Annotated in this window: 19 protein-coding genes; 6 read left to right on the forward strand and 13 right to left on the reverse strand. The window is 74.2% G+C overall.

What is annotated here, in order from left to right:
- Positions 1 to 19 precede the first annotated feature (19 nt).
- From QSK00_RS03860 to purD, 4 genes are all read right to left on the reverse strand, one after another.
- Positions 20 to 1,186, reverse strand: a complete 1,167-nt coding sequence (locus QSK00_RS03860) for a pyridoxal phosphate-dependent aminotransferase (protein WP_285587967.1) — start codon at positions 1,184 to 1,186, stop codon at positions 20 to 22.
- 15 nt (positions 1,187 to 1,201) lie between these two features.
- The gene (locus tag QSK00_RS03865; RefSeq protein WP_285587699.1) at positions 1,202 to 2,632 is read right to left on the reverse strand and encodes a transglycosylase SLT domain-containing protein; all 1,431 of its coding nucleotides are present in this window, start codon (positions 2,630 to 2,632) and stop codon (positions 1,202 to 1,204) included.
- 6 nt (positions 2,633 to 2,638) lie between these two features.
- A complete protein-coding gene (locus tag QSK00_RS03870) occupies positions 2,639 to 2,980 on the reverse strand; it encodes a hypothetical protein (protein WP_285587701.1) in 342 nt (113 codons plus the stop codon).
- A gap of 124 nt (positions 2,981 to 3,104) precedes the next feature.
- A complete protein-coding gene (gene purD, locus QSK00_RS03875) occupies positions 3,105 to 4,364 on the reverse strand; it encodes a phosphoribosylamine--glycine ligase (protein ID WP_285587703.1) in 1,260 nt (419 codons plus the stop codon).
- Positions 4,365 to 4,531: 167 nt separating this feature from the next.
- On the opposite strand from purD, the gene QSK00_RS03880 reads away from it, so the two are divergent.
- Positions 4,532 to 5,659: a glycerophosphodiester phosphodiesterase family protein gene (locus QSK00_RS03880; protein ID WP_285587705.1), complete on the forward strand. Its 1,128-nt coding sequence runs from the start codon at positions 4,532 to 4,534 to the stop codon at positions 5,657 to 5,659.
- Here QSK00_RS03880 and QSK00_RS03885 read toward each other — a convergent pair.
- The 3 genes from QSK00_RS03885 to QSK00_RS03895 all read right to left on the reverse strand — a co-directional run bounded on the left by QSK00_RS03885 (position 5,650) and on the right by QSK00_RS03895 (position 8,145).
- Positions 5,650 to 6,444: an MIP/aquaporin family protein gene (locus tag QSK00_RS03885; protein WP_285587708.1), complete on the reverse strand. Its 795-nt coding sequence runs from the start codon at positions 6,442 to 6,444 to the stop codon at positions 5,650 to 5,652. The genes QSK00_RS03880 and QSK00_RS03885 overlap by 10 nt on opposite strands.
- A 102-nt stretch (positions 6,445 to 6,546) precedes the next feature.
- Positions 6,547 to 6,834, reverse strand: coding sequence for a UBP-type zinc finger domain-containing protein (locus QSK00_RS03890; protein ID WP_285587710.1), 288 nt, complete (start codon positions 6,832 to 6,834; stop codon positions 6,547 to 6,549).
- A 21-nt stretch (positions 6,835 to 6,855) separates the two neighbouring features.
- Positions 6,856 to 8,145 carry an adenylosuccinate synthase gene (locus QSK00_RS03895; protein WP_285587712.1) on the reverse strand — a complete coding sequence of 430 codons (1,290 nt, stop codon included), beginning with the start codon at positions 8,143 to 8,145 and terminating at the stop codon, positions 6,856 to 6,858.
- Positions 8,146 to 8,214: 69 nt separating this feature from the next.
- Here QSK00_RS03895 and QSK00_RS03900 point away from each other — a divergent pair, with 69 nt between their 5' ends.
- Positions 8,215 to 8,934: a hypothetical protein gene (locus QSK00_RS03900; protein ID WP_285587715.1), complete on the forward strand. Its 720-nt coding sequence runs from the start codon at positions 8,215 to 8,217 to the stop codon at positions 8,932 to 8,934.
- A 138-nt stretch (positions 8,935 to 9,072) separates the two neighbouring features.
- Positions 9,073 to 9,312 (forward strand): hypothetical protein, encoded by a 240-nt coding sequence (locus QSK00_RS03905; protein ID WP_285587718.1) that lies wholly within the window; start codon positions 9,073 to 9,075, stop codon positions 9,310 to 9,312.
- A 117-nt stretch (positions 9,313 to 9,429) separates the two neighbouring features.
- Here QSK00_RS03905 and QSK00_RS03910 read toward each other — a convergent pair whose 3' ends face one another.
- The 3 genes from QSK00_RS03910 to fbaA all read right to left on the reverse strand — a co-directional run bounded on the left by QSK00_RS03910 (position 9,430) and on the right by fbaA (position 12,166).
- Positions 9,430 to 10,500 (reverse strand): FUSC family protein, encoded by a 1,071-nt coding sequence (locus QSK00_RS03910; RefSeq protein WP_285587721.1) that lies wholly within the window; start codon positions 10,498 to 10,500, stop codon positions 9,430 to 9,432.
- 82 nt (positions 10,501 to 10,582) lie between these two features.
- A complete protein-coding gene (locus QSK00_RS03915; RefSeq protein WP_285587724.1) occupies positions 10,583 to 11,023 on the reverse strand; it encodes a DUF3151 domain-containing protein in 441 nt (146 codons plus the stop codon).
- 108 nt (positions 11,024 to 11,131) lie between these two features.
- Positions 11,132 to 12,166 (reverse strand): class II fructose-bisphosphate aldolase, encoded by a 1,035-nt coding sequence (fbaA, locus tag QSK00_RS03920; protein ID WP_285587727.1) that lies wholly within the window; start codon positions 12,164 to 12,166, stop codon positions 11,132 to 11,134.
- Positions 12,167 to 12,584: 418 nt separating this feature from the next.
- On the opposite strand from fbaA, the gene QSK00_RS03925 reads away from it, so the two are divergent.
- The 3 genes from QSK00_RS03925 (at position 12,585) to QSK00_RS03935 (ending at position 14,536) form a co-directional block, all read left to right on the forward strand.
- Complete coding sequence (locus QSK00_RS03925) at positions 12,585 to 13,103, forward strand: SigE family RNA polymerase sigma factor (RefSeq protein WP_285587969.1); 519 nt, start codon at positions 12,585 to 12,587, stop codon at positions 13,101 to 13,103.
- Between the two features lie 108 nt (positions 13,104 to 13,211).
- On the forward strand, positions 13,212 to 13,715 hold the full coding sequence (locus QSK00_RS03930) for a hypothetical protein (RefSeq protein WP_285587729.1): 504 nt from the start codon (positions 13,212 to 13,214) through the stop codon (positions 13,713 to 13,715).
- Positions 13,716 to 13,801: 86 nt separating this feature from the next.
- Positions 13,802 to 14,536 (forward strand): DedA family protein, encoded by a 735-nt coding sequence (locus tag QSK00_RS03935; protein WP_285587731.1) that lies wholly within the window; start codon positions 13,802 to 13,804, stop codon positions 14,534 to 14,536.
- 3 nt (positions 14,537 to 14,539) lie between these two features.
- On the opposite strand, the gene QSK00_RS03940 is transcribed toward QSK00_RS03935, so the two are convergent.
- Genes QSK00_RS03940 through QSK00_RS03950 form a run of 3 tightly spaced genes read right to left on the reverse strand, consistent with a single transcriptional unit; the run spans position 14,540 to position 16,750 of the window.
- Positions 14,540 to 15,208: a TrmH family RNA methyltransferase gene (locus QSK00_RS03940; RefSeq protein WP_285587734.1), complete on the reverse strand. Its 669-nt coding sequence runs from the start codon at positions 15,206 to 15,208 to the stop codon at positions 14,540 to 14,542.
- Positions 15,205 to 15,819 carry an orotate phosphoribosyltransferase gene (pyrE, locus tag QSK00_RS03945; protein ID WP_285587736.1) on the reverse strand — a complete coding sequence of 205 codons (615 nt, stop codon included), beginning with the start codon at positions 15,817 to 15,819 and terminating at the stop codon, positions 15,205 to 15,207. The genes QSK00_RS03940 and pyrE overlap by 4 nt, the downstream gene beginning before the upstream one ends.
- A gap of 25 nt (positions 15,820 to 15,844) precedes the next feature.
- Positions 15,845 to 16,750 carry a glycosyltransferase family 2 protein gene (locus QSK00_RS03950; protein WP_285587738.1) on the reverse strand — a complete coding sequence of 302 codons (906 nt, stop codon included), beginning with the start codon at positions 16,748 to 16,750 and terminating at the stop codon, positions 15,845 to 15,847.
- Between the last annotated feature and the right edge of the window lie 2 nt (positions 16,751 to 16,752).

The raw sequence follows: 16,752 nt of genomic DNA on the forward strand, positions 1-16,752 counted from the left end.
GGCCCGGCGTCGGGAATGTCTACAGCGTCGGGATCCAGGCCCCGAGCCGGTCGAGGGCCTCGCGCACGTCGTCCGTGGCGCCGGCGAAGGAGAAGCGGATCCAGGTGTGGCCGTCGACCGGGTCGAAGTCGATGCCGGGCGCGACCGCCACCCCGGTCTCGGCGAGGATGCGCTGCCCGAAGGCGAGGGTGTCGTCGGTGAGGTGGCCGATGTCGGCGTACACGTAGAACGCCCCGTCGGCCGGGGCGAGGCGCGTGATGCCGATCTTCGGCAGGCCCTCGAGCAGGAGCTGTCGGTTGATCGCGTAGCGCCCGACGTGGGCGTCGGCCTCGGCGTAGGCGGCGTCGGTGAAGGCGTGCAGCGCCGCCATCTGCGCAGGGACCGGCGCGCAGACGGTGAAGTTGCCGGAGATGACGTCCACGGCGCGCCGCAGCCGCTCGGGGACCAGCAGCCAGCCGAGTCGCCAGCCGGTCATCGACCAGTACTTCGAGAAGCTGGTGACGACGACGGCCTCGTGGCTGGTGCTCCACGCCGAGGCGGTCGCGGGGCCCGTCTCGTACTCGATGCCGTGGTAGATCTCATCGCTGATCAGCTGGGTGCCGTGCTCGTCGCACCAGCGGGCCAGGGCCGCCAGCTCGGCGGGCTCGATGACGCTGCCCGTCGGGTTCGCGGGGCTCGCGACGATCAGGCCCGCGGGCGGTTCCGGCAGCTCCTCGAGCATGGCGACGCTGGGCTGGAAGCGGGTCTCGGGCCCCGCGGGCAGCTCGACGACGTCGCAGCCCAGGCTCGCGAGGATGTTCCGGTAGCAGGGGTAGCCGGGACGGGCGAGCACGACCGTGTCCCCCGCGTCGAACGCCGCCATGAAGCTCAGCAGGAACCCGCCGGAACCGCCGGTGGTGACGACGACGTCGTCCGCCGTGACCTGCTCGTCGCCGTAGCGGCGGCGGTGGTGCGCGGCGATCGCCTCGCGCAGCTCGGGGACCCCGAGCGAGCCCGAGTAGCCCAGGACCTGGGTGGCCAGTGCGTCGGTGGCGGCCTGCCGGACGTCGACCGGCGCGGGGGTCGAGGGCTGACCGGCCGAGAGGTTGACCAGGTCACCGTGGGTGCGGGCCCGCTCCGTGGCCGCTGACCAGACGTCCATGACGTGGAACGGCGGGACCTGGGCCCGGGTGGAGGGGCGGCGCATCGTGGTCACGCCCCATCAGTACCCGACGTACGAGTCGCCCCGGGCCACCGCCTCCACCCCCGGCACCTCGCTGACCGAGCCGTACCGCCTGATGGCGTAGCGCACGGCGGCGATGATGTTGTCGACCGGATCGGTGATGTCGTCGTGCCCCGGCAGCTTGTTCGCCTCGAACGTGGGGCCGATCGTCTGCATGAGGCCCTTCGACGGCGTGCCCTTGTCGGCGTTGGAGTCCCAGTTGTTCACCGCGTCCGGGTCGCCGCCGGACTCGTGGTCGATGATCGTCGCGATGTCGTCGGCCTTCATCTTGTCGGGGTCGACCCCGTTCTCGGCCAGGATCGCGGTGGCCTGCCGAATCCAGTCCTGCACGCCGCCCCTTCCCGACGACGGGGCGGTGCCGGTGGGTGCGCCGTCCTCGGGCTCGTCGTCGGCCTTGTCGTCCCGGCCGTCGTCGCCGGCTCTGTCGTCGCCGGAGCCGTCCGCCCCGCCGTCGGCGTCGGAGTCGGAGTCGGCGTCGGCGGAGTCCGTGCCGCCGCCGGAGTTCGTGTCGGCGTCGGCGTCGGCGGAGTCCGTGCCGCCGGGACCGGGGTCGTAGCGCCCCGCGTTCCCGGGGTCGGCGGCGTCGGCCCGGGAGCCGCGGTCGCCGCCGTCGGAGGACCCGTCGTCGGCGCCCGGGCTGTCCGCAGACCCGGTGCCGTCGTCACCGGTTCCACCACCGGCCTCCGCACCCGACCCGCCGCCGGAACCGTCCGCAGAACCGGTGCCGCCGTCACCGGTTCCACCACCGGCCTCCGCACCCGACCCGCCGTCGAGAATGCGGGCGGCCCGGACCGGCTCGTCGGCGCCGATGACCGCCCCCTGTCGGTCGGTCCAGCGTGAGGTCGCCCCCGAGGACGCGGACATGACCCCGGCGTCGGGCGAGCGCAGGCGGGAGAAGCCCGTGGCGCCGTCGGCGATGCCGCGGAGCCGCCGGGCGCAGTCGGCGACCTCCTGTTCGGCACGCTCCAGGGCGGTCTCGGCGCGGGCGGTGGGGGTGGCGACGGCGACTCGGACCTGGCCGGGGCGGGCACGGGCGAGGTCGAGGGCGTCGGAGACGTGGCCCGCGACCTCCTCGCGCAGAGCCGCGAGGGTCCGGCCGAGGCCCGCGAGCTCACCCTGGATCCGGCGGGCGGACTCTCCGGTGCCCGACCCCGCGCGGGCGAAGTCGGCGGCGTACCGGGCGAACGCGTCGGCGCCGGGTCCCTGCCAGGCACGTCCGACGCCGTCTCCCCGGTCGGCCACCGCGCGCACCGAGCGGTCCATGCCCGTGGCGAGGGACGCGTACCGGCGCGCGAGGTCCGCCAGCGCGCCCGTGTCGACCCGCTCGACGCGGGCGGCCACGACGCGGAGTTCCTCGGTGCCGGGGGTGGCGTCGAGCGCCCCGATCACGTCGTAACCCCACCCGGCCACCGCGCCCTACCCGAGCGAGGCGAAGCCCCGAGCACCCGAGGCGAAGGAGCGGGCACCCAGCGACGAGGCGACACCGGTGTCGGCGGACTGCATGGCGCGCAGCGTGGCGTCGAGGGCCCGGTCGGTCTCGTCGAGGCGCGCGCCGCCGGCGGTCAGCTCGCTCTCCAGCGCGGCCCGACAGTCGGCGAGGGCTCCCGCGAGCAGGCCCGCCGACTCCAGTCCGCCGAGCCCGGACGACTGCCCGGCCGGTCCGAGGAGGTCCGCGAGCGCGGAGATGCGCCGGGCGTGCGTGGCCACCTCGGTGCGCGCCTGCTCGATGGCGGCGGTGCCGTAGACGACGTCGGGCATGCGCAGCAGGTTAGGTCGACCCCGCACGCCGTGGTGGCCGTTCGGGAGATCCCGGCGCGACGATGTGGCTTCCCTGCCACTGGATGACTGCAACGACGCTTTCCTGCCACGAAGGGGTGGGGCCTCACACCCCCGCGATCCGCCCCTCCACGGCCGCGAGCCCGATGTCGGTCCGCCAGTGCGCGCCCGGGAGCTTGACGCCCTCGATCCGCTGGTAGGCGTCGGCCCGGGCCTCCTCGAGGGACGCGCCGGTGCCGACCACCGACAGCACCCGCCCGCCCGAGGAGACCACCGCACCGTCGTCGCGGCGCCGCGTCCCCGCGTGCAGCACCCCGTGGGCGTCGGACCCGGTGATCACCTCGCCGGTCCGGACCGCGCCGGGGTACCCCTCGGCCGCGACCACGACCGTCACCGCCGAGCCGTCCGCCCAGGTCGGCGCGGGTTCCGACCCGAGCCGCCCGGTGGCCGTCGCGAGCAGCAACGACGCCAGGGAGGACCGCAGGAGGGCCAGCACCGCCTGCGTCTCCGGGTCGCCGAACCGGCAGTTGAACTCCACCACCTGCGGGCCCGACGACGTCAGCGCCAGCCCCGCGTAGAGCAATCCCGAGAACGGCGCCCCGCGGCGGGCCATCTCGGTCGCGACCGGTCGCACGATCGTCTCGACGACGTCCTCGACCAGCCCCGGCGGCGCCCACGGCAGCGGCGCGTAGGCGCCCATTCCGCCGGTGTTCGGACCCACGTCGCCGTCGCCGAGCCGCTTGGAGTCCTGCGCGGGCACGAGCGGGACCACGTCGGTGCCGTCGACGCAGCAGAACAGCGACACCTCGGGCCCGTCGAGGTAGGACTCCAGCAGCACCGGGTGGCCCGCCTCGAGCACGGTCATCGCGTGGGCGCGGGCGTCGTCGTACTCGACGGTCACGAGCACACCCTTGCCGGCCGCGAGCCCGTCGTCCTTCACCACCCACGGCGGCTCGAAACGCGCCAGCGCCGCGTCGAGCCCGGCCGGGCCGTCCACGACCTCGGAACGCGCGGTCGGCACGTGCGCCGCCGTCATGACGTCCTTCGCGAACGCCTTCGACCCCTCGATGCGTGCGGCGGCCGACGACGGGCCGAAGCACGGGATGCCGGCCTCGCGCAGGGCGTCGCCGACCCCCGCCACCAGCGGCGCCTCGGGTCCGATCACCACGAGGTCCGCCCGCCAGCGGCGCGCGAGGTCCACCACCGCGGGTCCCGACGACGGGTCGGCGAGACCCGGGTGCTCGGCCACGGCCGCCGTCCCGGCGTTGCCGGGGGCCGCGGCGAGCGCCGTCACCGCGGGGTCGGCCGCCAGGGCGAGCAGCAGGGCGTGTTCGCGGGCTCCGGACCCGATGACCAGGACGCGCACGACGCTGGACCCTACGGGGTGTCCCGGCGCGACCCCCTCGGTGGCAGGACGTCGGTGCTGCCGCCCGACGACGGCAACGACGCGTTCCTGCCACCGGGGGGAGGGGCACCGGCTGTTCACCCGTGCCCGGTGGCGGCGCGACCCGTCGTCGGGACAGCATGCGGCGTATGTCCCTATCCCGACGCGCCGCGCTCACCGTCGCCGGCGGCCTCGCCGCGACCGCCGGTCTCGCCGCGTGCTCCGACAGCGCCCCCGCCGCGACCCCGACATCGGCGACGGGCTCGACCGCGCCGGCCCAGCCGGGTGGGTCGGCTCGGGGGCAGGTGACGATCGTCGGGCACCGCGGGGCGTCGGGCTACCGCCCGGAGCACACCGCCTCGTCGTACACGCTCGCGGCGCGCCTGGGCGCCGACGCCGTGGACGTCGATCTCTGCTCCACGAAGGACCGGCAGCTCGTCGCGCGGCACGAGCCCGAGATCGGCGGCACGACCGACGTCGCCCGGCATCCCGAGTTCGCGTCACGGCGCCGGACCGTCGTGATCGACGGGACGTCGTACGACGGCTGGTTCACGACGGACTTCACTCTCGCCGAGCTCAAGACCCTCCGCGCCGTCGAGCGCATCCCGGCGACCCGACCGCACAACACGCTGTACGACGGGCGCGACCCGATCCTCACGCTCGACGAGATCCTCGACCTGCTCGCGGGCCTGTCGGAGCAGCTCGGGCGCCGGGTCGGCATCCTGCCCGAGATCAAGCACTCGACCTGGCACACCTCGGTCGGGCTGCCGATCGAGCCGGTGTTCGTCGACGTCCTGCGGCGGCGGAACCTGGCCGACGACCAGCAGGTGATCGTGCAGTCGTTCGAGGTCGCGAACCTCAGGGCGCTGAAGGCGCAGATCGGCTGCCCGCTGCTGCAGCTCATCGACTCGACCCCGAAGGCGCCCGCCGACTTCGTCGCCGCCCGCGACCCACGCACGTACGACGACCTCGTCTCCGCCCGCGGGCTGCAGGAGGTCGCCACCTATGCGACGTGGATCGGGCCGTCCAAGGAGCGGGTGATCCCGCCCACCGGGACGCCGACGACGCTCGCCGGCGACGCGCGGGCCGCGGGACTGAAGACGATGCCTTACACCTTCCGCAACGAGAACGAGTTCCTCCCGCCCCGCCTGCAGCGCCCGAACCCCGAGCGGTCCACCTACGGCGACGCGTTCGGCGAGTACGCCCAGTACCGCGCGCTCGGGATCGAGGGGCTCTTCAGCGACAACGCCGACACCGCGATTGCCGCCTACTCCTGAGTGACCTTCTCGGTCGGCCCCCACTGCGGGTCGGGCTCCGGCTCCGGCTCGGGCTCCGGCGCGCTGGCCCGGGCGAGGAAGCGGTCGTAGACGAGCGCGGCCGCCGCCGCCCCGACCAGCGGACCGACGAGGTAGGCCCACCAGGCGTCGAGGCTGCCGGAGACCAGCATCGGGCCCAGCGCCCGGGCGGGGTTGACCGCGCCGCCCGAGACCGGACCGCCGATGAGCACGGCCGCGGCCAGCGCGAACCCGACGGCGGGCCCCACCGCGGCCGGCGCGACGCGGTCGTCGGTGGCCACCGAGATGATCACGAACATGAGCAGGAAGGTGATCGCGATCTCGACGAGCAGCACCTGCCAGGCGCTCGCGGTCGTCGCGGGGACGGTCGCGCCGAGGGACGCGTCGGTCCGGGCGGCGTTGCCGAACACCGCCCACACGGCGAGGGCGGCGAGCACCGCCCCGACCAGCTGCGCGACGACGTAGGCGGGGACGGTCCGCCACGGGAACGTGCGGGTGAGGGCGAGCGCGACGGTGACGGCCGGGTTGAGGTGGGCGCCGCTCACGTGACCGAGGGCCGACACGAGCGCGACCAGCACGAGGCCGAACGCGAGGGCGACCGCGAGGGAGTTCGACGGCTGGCCGGCGATCGTCCGGCCGGTGGCCGCGGACACGGCGACGGCGGTCCCGGTGAACACGAGCAGGAAGGTGCCGATCAGCTCGGCGGTCGCGGCCCGCCGGGTGTTGCCGCCGCCCAGGTCACTGCCGTAGAGCCCGCTGCCTGCCATGCCCGCCTCCCCCGCTCGGCCACCCTCGGGCCCGAGCGGGGCGGGTATACCCGCGGGCGGGCGAGCAGCGGTTGCGCCGATCGGGCGACGCCAGGCCCCGGACTAGGGGAGCAGCCGACGGTCCAGGTAGCACCAGCGCCACGACTCGCCCGGCTCGAACGACTGCATCACCGGGTGCCCCGTCTCCTGGAAGTGGGTCGAGGCGTGGCGGTGCGGGCTGGAGTCGCAGCACGCGACGTGCCCGCAGGTGAGGCACATCCGCAGGTGCGCCCACACCTCGTAGCCCGATTCGCGGCAGTCCGGGCAGATCAGGCCCGGCTCGTCCCGATCGACGTTCGCCCGGGGCTCGTCGACGTCCTTCGAAGCGATCAGGTGTTCACAGGCGCCCACCGGACCAGGTTACGTGAGCCCTCACACCACCGAGGAGCGTCGCGTGATGGTCTCGTCGCGGCCCGGTCCGACCCCGATCGCCGACACCGGCGCGAGCGAGAGCTCCTCGATCCGCTCGACGTAGTCCCGCGCGGCCTGCGGCAGGTCCTCGAACGCCCGGCACGCCGAGATGTCCTCGAACCAGCCCGGCATCCGCTCGAACACCGGCTTCGCGTGGTGCAGATCCGACTGCGTCATCGGCATGTCCTCGACCCGCTTGCCGTCGATCTCGTAGCCGACGCAGATCGGGACCTCGGGCAGGCTCGACAGCACGTCCAGCTTCGTCAGGAAGATGTCGGTGAGCCCGTTGACGCGCGTCGCGTAGCGGGCGATCACCGCGTCGAACCAGCCGCAGCGGCGCGAGCGGCCCGTCGTCACGCCGAACTCGCCACCCTGCTTGCGCAGGTACTCGCCGTCGGCGTCGAACAGCTCCGTCGGGAAGGGGCCCGACCCGACGCGGGTGGTGTAGGCCTTGAGGATGCCGATGACGCGGTCGATGCGCGTCGGCCCGATGCCCGAGCCGGCGGACGCGCCGCCCGCCGTCGGGTTCGACGAGGTCACGTAGGGATACGTGCCGTGGTCGACGTCGAGCAGCGTCCCCTGCGAGCCCTCCAGCAGCACCGTCTCGCCCCGCTCGAGCGCCTGGTTGAGCGCGAGCCGCGTGTCGGCGATCCGGTGGGCGAAGCCCTCGGACCAGGCGAGCACCTGGTCGGCGACCTCGTCGGGGTCGAGCGCGCGCCGGTTGTAGACCTTCACGAGCATCTGGTTCTTGAGGTCCAGCGCCGCCTCGACCTTCTGGCGGAGGATCTTCTCGTCCAGCAGGTCCTGCACGCGGACCCCGACGCGCGCCACCTTGTCCTGGTAGGCCGGGCCGATGCCGCGCCCCGTGGTGCCGATCTTGGACTTCCCGAGGAAGCGCTCGGTGACTTTGTCCATGGCCACGTGGTACGGCATGATCAGGTGTGCGTCGGCGCTGATCAGCAGGTTCGTGGTGTCGACGCCGTTGGCCTCGAGGCCCGCGAGCTCGTCGAGCAGCACGGCCGGGTCCACCACCACGCCGTTGCCGATCACGTTGGTGACACCCGGCGTCAGGATGCCGCTCGGGATGAGGTGCAGCGCGAACTTCTGGCCGTCGGGGAGCACCACGGTGTGGCCGGCGTTGTTGCCGCCCTGGTAGCGGACGACCCAGTCGACCTCGCCGCCGAGGATGTCGGTCGCCTTGCCCTTGCCCTCGTCACCCCACTGGGCACCGATGAGGACGATCGCGGGCATGTGAGACTCCCTCGGGTCGCGTGCAGTTCGCGCACGAGTCCGCCCCGTGCACCGGAAGGGTAGTCGTCGATGTCCACCCGTCGCGCACCCGCCGACGGCACCGTCCTGCTGACCTGCGGCGACGCCGCGTCCCGGGTCCTCCCGACGTCGGGTGCGGTCGCCTGCGACGCGGTCCCCGCGCGGGCCGAGGTCGACCCGCTGCTCGACGACGCGACCCGGCTCGTCGTCGTGGGCTCCGACGCCGCCCTCGCCGCCGTCGTCGTGCGCCTCCTGCGCCGGGAGCGCCTCGACCTGCCGGTGGCGTTCGTGCCGGACGTGCCGTCGTCGGAGGTCGCCGCCGTGTGGGGCCTGCCGACCGATCCCGCAGCGGCCCTGGACCTCGCACTCGACGGCGCGGCGTCGCCGGCACCCCTCGTCCGCGACGACCGCGGCGGGGTGGTCGCCGGGGTGCACCGGGTGGGCCCGTTCGAGGGCGTGTCCTTCTGCGACGAGCACGAGCTCGTGCGCGGCGAGGCCGCCGGTCTGGCGGTACGCCCCGATCCGGCGGCCGACACGCGTCCCGGCCTCGGCCCGGGGGGCGGCGGAGTGGCTGTGGGTCTGGTGCAGCGGCGCCGGTTCCGGCGTGCACGGGAGCACACGACGTTCGGTCGGGCGGCCACGGTGGGCATCCGCCCGGGCACCGTGGCGGTCGCGAGCCGGGACGGCGTGGACGACGCGAAGCCCCTCGAGCGGCGCTCCTGGTACCGGCACACCGAGGACTGGCTCCTCGTGCGCCGTGACGCTCGGTGAAGGCCCGGCGAACGGTAGTCGTCGTCGGCGGGCCTCGGAGGTGACCGTTACCACACCTGCCGTAGCGGTCGTACGACGATCGGACCGACCTGTGATGTCCGAGGTTCAGCGGCTGTGAGACGGGGGTAGCTTCTGTTCATGCTGGTCGCGGTCCTCATCCCCCTGATCCTCTTGATCGCGGCCGTTCTCCTCGAACGCTTCGAGTCCCGCGTGCTCGACGTCCCGACGCGGCGCCGCCCGGTCCGGCCGCCGATGCGCCTCGAGGCACCCGCGACGGCCCCCGTCGCGCAGCGTCACCTCCAGGCGGTGCCCGAGCCGCTGGTCGTCGACGTCGTGCCGGCCGAGGTCACGGACCGTCCGCTGCCGAAGGCGTCGTAGCCGGCCCGATGTCAGCGGTGGCGCACGGCTGACACTCGACGTCAGCAGGCCGCCACGCTCGACGGCCGTACCAGCCGTGGCCCACCGCTGACGTCCAGCGTCAGCAGCTCGCCACGCTCAGCGGCGGCTCGCCGATGCCGCCGACCGCGCCGCCTCCCGGTCCATGCCCGTCGCGCACAGCAGGTCGGTGACGATCGACCGCATCTGGGCCACGACGACGTCCGCCGAGAAGCCGCCGCCGGTCCGGGGCAGCCGGGCGGCGACGTCGAGCACCGCCGACTCGGCTCCGTCGACGCGGTGTCCGCCCGCCAGGTCGATCCGAAGCAGGTCGACCGCGTCCGCCAGCTCCCGCAGCACGGGGGCGACGTCGGGACCGACCGTCTCCCCGTCGGTCTCCGCCGACACCGCCCGGCGGACGAGCACCCGGGCGTTGCGCACCGCGAGGTCGAGCGGGCCGGTGGCCGCCCGGAGCCGGGACAGCTCGCCACGGTGCCGCCGCCGCCCCGGGGCGATCGCGGTGATCTCCAGGCCGGCGTCGACGGCGCTGTCGAACGCGTCGACCGCCCGCTGACTGGCCCGGATGCGCTCCAGGACCCGGTTGCCGGTCTCGGGGTCGGCCGCCTCCAGGCTCTCGGCGGCGCCGCGCAGGGCCTCGGTCAGCTCGGCGAGCAGGGCGTCGACCGTCCGCCGGGCAGCGGTCAGCGGGTTCGACGGCAGGATCGCGGCGACCAGGAGTCCCAGGGCCGCCCCGATGAGCGTGTCCACCCAACGCGAGATCCCTGCGGACGTGCCCGGCGGCTGCAGCGTCGCCACCAGGACGGCCGACACGGCCGCCTGGTTGAGCAGCAGCGCGCCGACGTCGAAGAGCAGCGCCGCGAGCAGGGCGAGCGCGACCACCACGGCGATCTGCCACCAGCCCGAGCCGATGACCAGGACGATCGCGTCGCCCACCCCGACACCGACGCTCACCCCGACGGCGAGCTCGACGCTGCGCCGCAGCCGGTTCGTGAGCGAGATGCCGAGGACCAGCACGCAGGCGATCGGTGCGAAGAACGGCACGGGGTGGCCGAACACCTGCTGGGCGATCGCGTACGCCGCGCCCGCCGCGAGGGCGCACTGCAGGACGGGCCAGGCCGACTCGCGCAGGCGGCGGCGGCGTGTGTCGAGAAACGTGGCGATCCGGCTCATCGTGGTCCACCGGTCGGAACGAACGACCCGTTCGTGCCCTTCAGGTGCACGAACGACCCGTTCGTTCCGTCAGGGGGTGGCGTCAGGCCACACCCAGCGCGGGCGCCGCCGCCGGGTCGCAGTCGTCGAGCAGGTCACGGCAGCGGGTGGCCTCGTCGAGCTCGCCGATCGTGGCCGACGCCTTGGCCAGCACCGCGACGGCGCGCAGGAAGCCCCGGTTGGGGACGTGCTCCCACGGCACCGGCCCGAAGCCCGCCCAGCCGTTGCGCCGGAGCTGGTCGAGGCCGCGGTGGTATCCGGTGCGCGCATAGGCGTAGGCCGTGATGGTCGCTCCGGCGTCGAGTGCCTGCTCGGCCAGCGTCGCCCACGCCGCGCTCGACGTCGGGTGGTCCGCGGCGACGGCGGCCGGGTCCTCCCCGACGTCGAGCCGGTCGGTGGCGTCGGGGTCGGCGGGCAGGAGGGTCGGCTGCGGACCGAGCAGGTTGTGGCCGTGCCCGGCGGAGGGACCGGTCGGGATCGTCATGCGCCCGATTCTCCCCGGTCCCCCGCGACCCGGCCCGACCCGCCGTCAGGAAGCGGCGTTCCTGCCACTGGACGACGGCAACGACGCTTTCCTGCCACCGGGGGGCGGCTACTTCGCCAGCGACTGCCCCGTCGAGCGCAGGTTCTCGCAGGCCGTGACGACGCGCTCGGCCATGCCCTTCTCGGCCGCCTTGCCCCAGGAGCGCGGGTCGTAGACCTTCTTGTCGCCGACCTCGCCGTCGACCTTCAGCACGCCGTCGTAGTTCTGGAACATGTGCGCCGCGACGGGGCGGGTGAAGGCGTACTGGGTGTCGGTGTCGACGTTCATCTTCACCACGCCGTAGTCGAGCGCCTCGTGGATCTCCTCGAGCAGCGAGCCCGAGCCGCCGTGGAAGACGAGGTCGAACGGCTTCGAGTCCTCGGACAGGCCGAGCTTGCGGGCGGCGACCTCCTGGCCCTCCTTGAGCACGGAGGGGCGGAGCTTGACGTTGCCCGGCTTGTACACGCCGTGCACGTTGCCGAAGGTGGCCGCGAGCAGGTAGCGGCCCTTCTCGCCGGCGCCGAGGGCGTCGACGGTGTGCTCGTAGTCACCGGCGGCGGTGTAGAGCTTGTCGTTGATGTCGTTCGCGACGCCGTCCTCCTCGCCGCCGACCACGCCGATCTCGATCTCCAGGATGATGTGGGCCTTCGCGGCCTTCTCCAGGAGCTCCTGGGCGATCTCGAGGTTCTCGTGCAGCTCCACCGCCGAGCCGTCCCACATGTGCGACTGGAACAGCGGGTTCCGCCCGGCGTCCACCCGCTCCTGCGAGATCGCGATCAGCGGGCGCACGAAGCCGTCCAGCTTGTCCTTCGGGCAGTGGTCGGTGTGCAGCGCGACGTTGATCGAGTACTTCTCCGCGACGACGTGCGCGAACTCGGCGAGCGCGGTCGCGCCGGTGACCATGTCCTTCACCGACTGGCCGGAGCCGAACTCGGAGCCCCCGGTGGAGAACTGGATGATGCCGTCGCTCTCGGCGTCCGCGAACCCCCGCAGCGCGGCGTTGATCGTCTCCGACGAGGTGCAGTTGATCGCCGGGTAGGCGAACCGGTTCGCCTTCGCCCGGTCGAGCATCTCGTTGTAGACCTCGGGGGTCGCGATCGGCATGACGTTGGCTCCCTGCATCTCGTGTGGCTGCGCTGCCGTCCCCGGCGGCCGCAGTATGCCCGTCCCCGACGGGTGCCCGCTGCCTCTCGCGACGGGCCGTGGACGTGACCGATCTCCCCCGTTCGGCGGTGCCCACGACGAAGCGGGGGCGTTCTCCCGTTTCACCGACCGGGAGGCCGGAAAGGTGTCGGTGGGCTGGTCTATCGTCGGAGACGTGGTCGAGCCGGTCGAGAGCGCGATCGAACGCACGCTGGGCAGCCTGCGTGCGCTCGACGCGATGACCGGCGCGGAGGCGTCGGTCGTGCATCCGGCCGCACCTCCGGCCCACGGGACGAACGGCGCCCCGCCCCCGCCGGCGCCCCGCCGTCCCCCGATGTACCCGGGGCCCGGACGTCCCGGGCCCGGCGCACCGCCTCCGATGCCCGCGCCCCCGGCGCAGTCCGCGCCCGACGGGCCGCGCACCCTCGAGGACCTCTACCGCGAGCACCGCATGCGGTTCGTCCGGCTGGCGATCCTGCTGGTCGACGATCCGGCCACCGCGGAGGACGTGGTGCAGGAGGCGTTCACGGGGCTGCACCGGCACTGGACGCGGCTGCGCGACGAGAACGCGGCCCTGGGGTACCTGCGCACCGCGGTGGTCAACGGCTCCCGCTCGGTGCTGCGCCGCCGCCGGACCGCCCGCGAGTACACCCCGCCGCACACCGCCGACGCCCGCTCGGCCGAGTCGCTCGCCATGCTGTCGGCCGAGCACCAGGCCGTGGTGTCCGCCCTCTCCCAGTTGCCGCGCCGGCAGCGCGAGGTCCTGGTGCTGCGCTACTACGGCGGGCTGTCCGAGGCCGAGATCGCCGAGGCCACCGGGATCAGCCGCGGCACGGTGAAGTCGACCGCCAGCCGCGGCCTCGACGCCATCTCGAAGATCGTGGGCGGGACGCCGTAGGTGACCGCGACGGGCACGCCACCCGTCGCACCCACCCGTCCGGCCGTCCCTTCTCGGCCGCACGGACCCCTGGGGTCCGGCCCCTCCCCGTGGTTACGATCGCCCGCGATGGATGACGAGCGACTGCTGTCCGAGGCGCTGCGGGCCCACGCGGCGGGCGGCGTGTCGACGCCGCGCGCGGTCCCGCCGTCCGAGCCGCCCACGGCGACGCCCGCCACCGACGCCCCGGCCGACCGGCCGCGACGGTTCCGCCCCCTGGGCCGGCGGAAGACCGCGGACCCGGGCCCGACCACGGGCGAACGGACCGTGCGCGCCGACGTGCCCGCGCCGCGGTCGGGCAGCCTCGCCCCGCCGCCCCCGGGCGTTCCGCTCGGTGTCCGTCCCGCGCCGCCGCGACCGGTCCCGCCCTACGGCGGGCCGCGACAGGGACCGCCCGCCGCTCACGGGCCGTACCCGTCCGGGCCGCCCGTCCCCCCGCGGGCGGTCACCCCCGCGCAGGGCCCCGGCACGTGGAACGCGAGCACCGTGGCCTGGTGGGGCGCGGTGTCGCTGCTGGCAGGAGGCACCGTCGGCGCCGCGATCGGGGTGCTCTCCCTGCTCCTGCCGGCCTGACCGGACGTGACCGCCGCCGACACCGGCGGGCGCATCCGCGGAGGCACACACCGGACACCCAGGCGCGGCCAGTACCGTGACGAGGCGTGACGCTCGCCGACGCGACCACCGTCGTCGCCCTGGGACCCCAGTGGCTCGACCCGCAGTACATCATCCAGAGTCTGGGCCCGTGGGCCCTGCTGGGCGTGGCCCTGATCCTCTTCGCGGAGTGCGGGCTACTGATCGGGTTCTTCCTGCCGGGTGACTCGCTGCTGTTCATCACGGGGCTCGCCGCCACCACGGGGTTGATCGAGACCCCGCTGTGGCTGGTCTGCGTCGTGTTGGTGGTCGCGGCCTTCGCGGGCAACGTCGTGGGCTACGGCATCGGCTACCAGGCGGGCCCGGCGATCTTCGACAAGCCGAACTCGAAGCTGTTCAAGCGCGAGAACGTCGAGCGCACGCAGAAGTTCTTCGACAAGTACGGCAACCGGGCCATCGTCCTGGGCCGCTTCGTGCCGATCGTGCGCACCTTCATCACCGTCATGGCCGGGGTCGGGCGCATGGACGCCAAGCGCTTCTTCACCTTCTCCGCGATCGGCGCGATCCTCTGGGCGGCCGGGGTGACCCTGCTCGGCGCCGTGCTCGGCCAGTTCACGTTCGTCAAGGACAACATCGAGCTGATGCTCATCCTCGTCGTCGTGATCTCCCTGGTCCCGATCGCGATCGAGGCGATCCAGGCCCGCCGGGAGAAGAAGCTGGGCGCCTCGAACCTCGCCGAGGAGACGCTCGACGGAGCGAACGCCGACGCGCCGACGCAGCAGATCCGCCGCCCGAACCCCTGAGGTCTACGGAGCAGCGTGCTCCCGGACCCAGGCGTGCATCGCGATCCCGGCGGCCACGCCCGCGTTGATCGAGCGTGTCGAGCCGAACTGGGCGATCGACACGACGAGGTCGGCGCCGGCCGTGGCCTCGGGCGTCAGGCCGGGACCCTCCTGGCCGAACAGCAGCACGCAGGCCCGCGGCAGCACGGTGGCCTCGAGCGGCGCGGCGCCCGGGCCGTTGTCCACGGCGACCACGGCGAGGCCCTCCGCGCGGGCCCACGCCACGAGCTCCTCCACCCCGGGGTGGTGCACGACGTGCTGGTACCGGTCGGTGACCATCGCCCCGCGCCGGTTCCACCGGCGACGCCCGACCACGTGCACCTGGGCCGCGAGGAAGGCGTTCGCGGTGCGCACGATCGTGCCGATGTTCGCGTCGTGGCGCAGGTTCTCGACGGCGACGTGGAACGGGTGCCGTCGGGTGTCGAGGTCGGCGACGATCGCCTCCCGTCGCCAGTACCGGTAGCGGTCGACGACGTTGCGGCGGTCGCCCCCGGCGAGCAGCTCCGGGTCGTACCGGGGGTCGTCCGGCCAGGGCCCGTCCCAGGGCCCGACCCCGACCTCGGGGGCGCCGGTCGTCCACTCGGTGGGGCCGGGCCCGGTGGGATCGGAACCGTCGGGAACGGGGTCGGTCACTCCAGGCCCAGGTCGCCGAGCCCCAGCAGCGACCGGTAGGGCACGCCCCGCTCCTGGATCACGTCGGCGGCGCCCGTGGCCCGGTCGACGATCGTCGCGACCCCGACCACCTCCGCGCCCGCCTCGCGCAGCGCGTCGAGGGCGGTCACCGGGCTGCCGCCGGTGGTCGAGGTGTCCTCGACGACGAGCACCCGCCGCCCCGTGACGTCGGGTCCCTCCACCCGACGCTGCATGCCGTGCCCCTTGGCCTCCTTCCGCACCACGAACGCGTCGATCGGGCGGCCCGGCGCGTGCATGATCGCCGCGCCCACCGGGTCGGCGCCCATGGTGAGCCCGCCCGCGGCGTCGTAGGACCAGTCGGCCGTCATCTCTCGCAGCAGCCGCCCGATCAGCGGGGCCGCCTCGTGGTGCAGGCTGATCCGCCGCATGTCGACGTAGTAGTCCGCCTCGCGCCCCGAGGAGAGGGTGACCCGGCCGTGCACGACGGCGAGCTCGCGGGCGAGGGCGGCCAGCCGGTCACGGGCCGGGCGGTCCACGTCGGGGCCGCCGCCGACGGCGGCGACGGCGCGCTCGGCGGGGGCTCCGGGCAGGGGCGCGTGCGGGGTGGGCATGGCCCCCATTGTGACGACGGGCCGGTCAGGAGCGGACGGACGCCCGCGGGTCGACCGTCGCCCGCAGCCACCGGTGCCGCCGGCTCGCCGGGTCGGTCGACGCCGCCGCCATCAGCCGCTGGCGCACGGTGGTCAGCGGCTCGCGCAGCAGCCCGATCGCCACGTCCCGACGGCGGATCACGTCGTGGTGCCGTGCGCGCAGCTCGCGCAGGAACTGGTGCTGCAGCCCGATGTTGCGCCGGAAGGCGGTCGAGGTGACCGACCCGGTGGTCAGGCGGAACGCCGACAGCGTGCGGGGCAGCCCGTAGAAGCCGCCGTGCTCGACGAGCCGGGCCGCCAGCCCGATGTCCAGGGCGTAGGAGTTGTCGGGGAACCCGCCCGCGGCGTCGTAGGCGGTCCGGCGGAAGAGCATGTTGCCGGGCACGCCCAGCGGGCTCCCCCGGTGGCGCACGATCCGCCGGATGACCGTCGCGGTGTCCTGGCGCCCGACCAGGTCCCGGCTGCGCAGGGCCCGGTCGTGGGACATGACGCGGTCGTCGTCGTCGACGAGGTCGTGCCGGCAGGACACGAGCGGGAGGGCGGGGTCGGCGTCGAGCACCGCGACCTGCTCGGCGAGCGCGGTCGGGTAGATGAGGTCGTCGGCGCTGAGCACCTTCACCAGCGGGGCGCGCGCGAGCTCCACGGCCCGCCGGAAGTTGGCCGGGGCCGGGATCGTCTCCGAGTTGCGCTCCAGACGCACCCGCGGGTCGTGGAACGAGCGGACCACGTCGGCCGAGCCGTCGGTGCAGGCGTTGTCGAGGACGACGACCTCGAAGTCGTCGAACGTCTGCGCGAGCACGCTCGAGAGCGTGCGCCCGATGTAGCGCTCCTTCTGGTACAGCGGGATCACCACCGAGACCCGGGGGGTCACGTCAGCATCCGTGCTGGTCACGC

Source organism: Actinomycetospora sp. NBRC 106378 (assembly GCF_030269685.1).
GTDB lineage: Bacteria > Actinomycetota > Actinomycetes > Mycobacteriales > Pseudonocardiaceae > Actinomycetospora.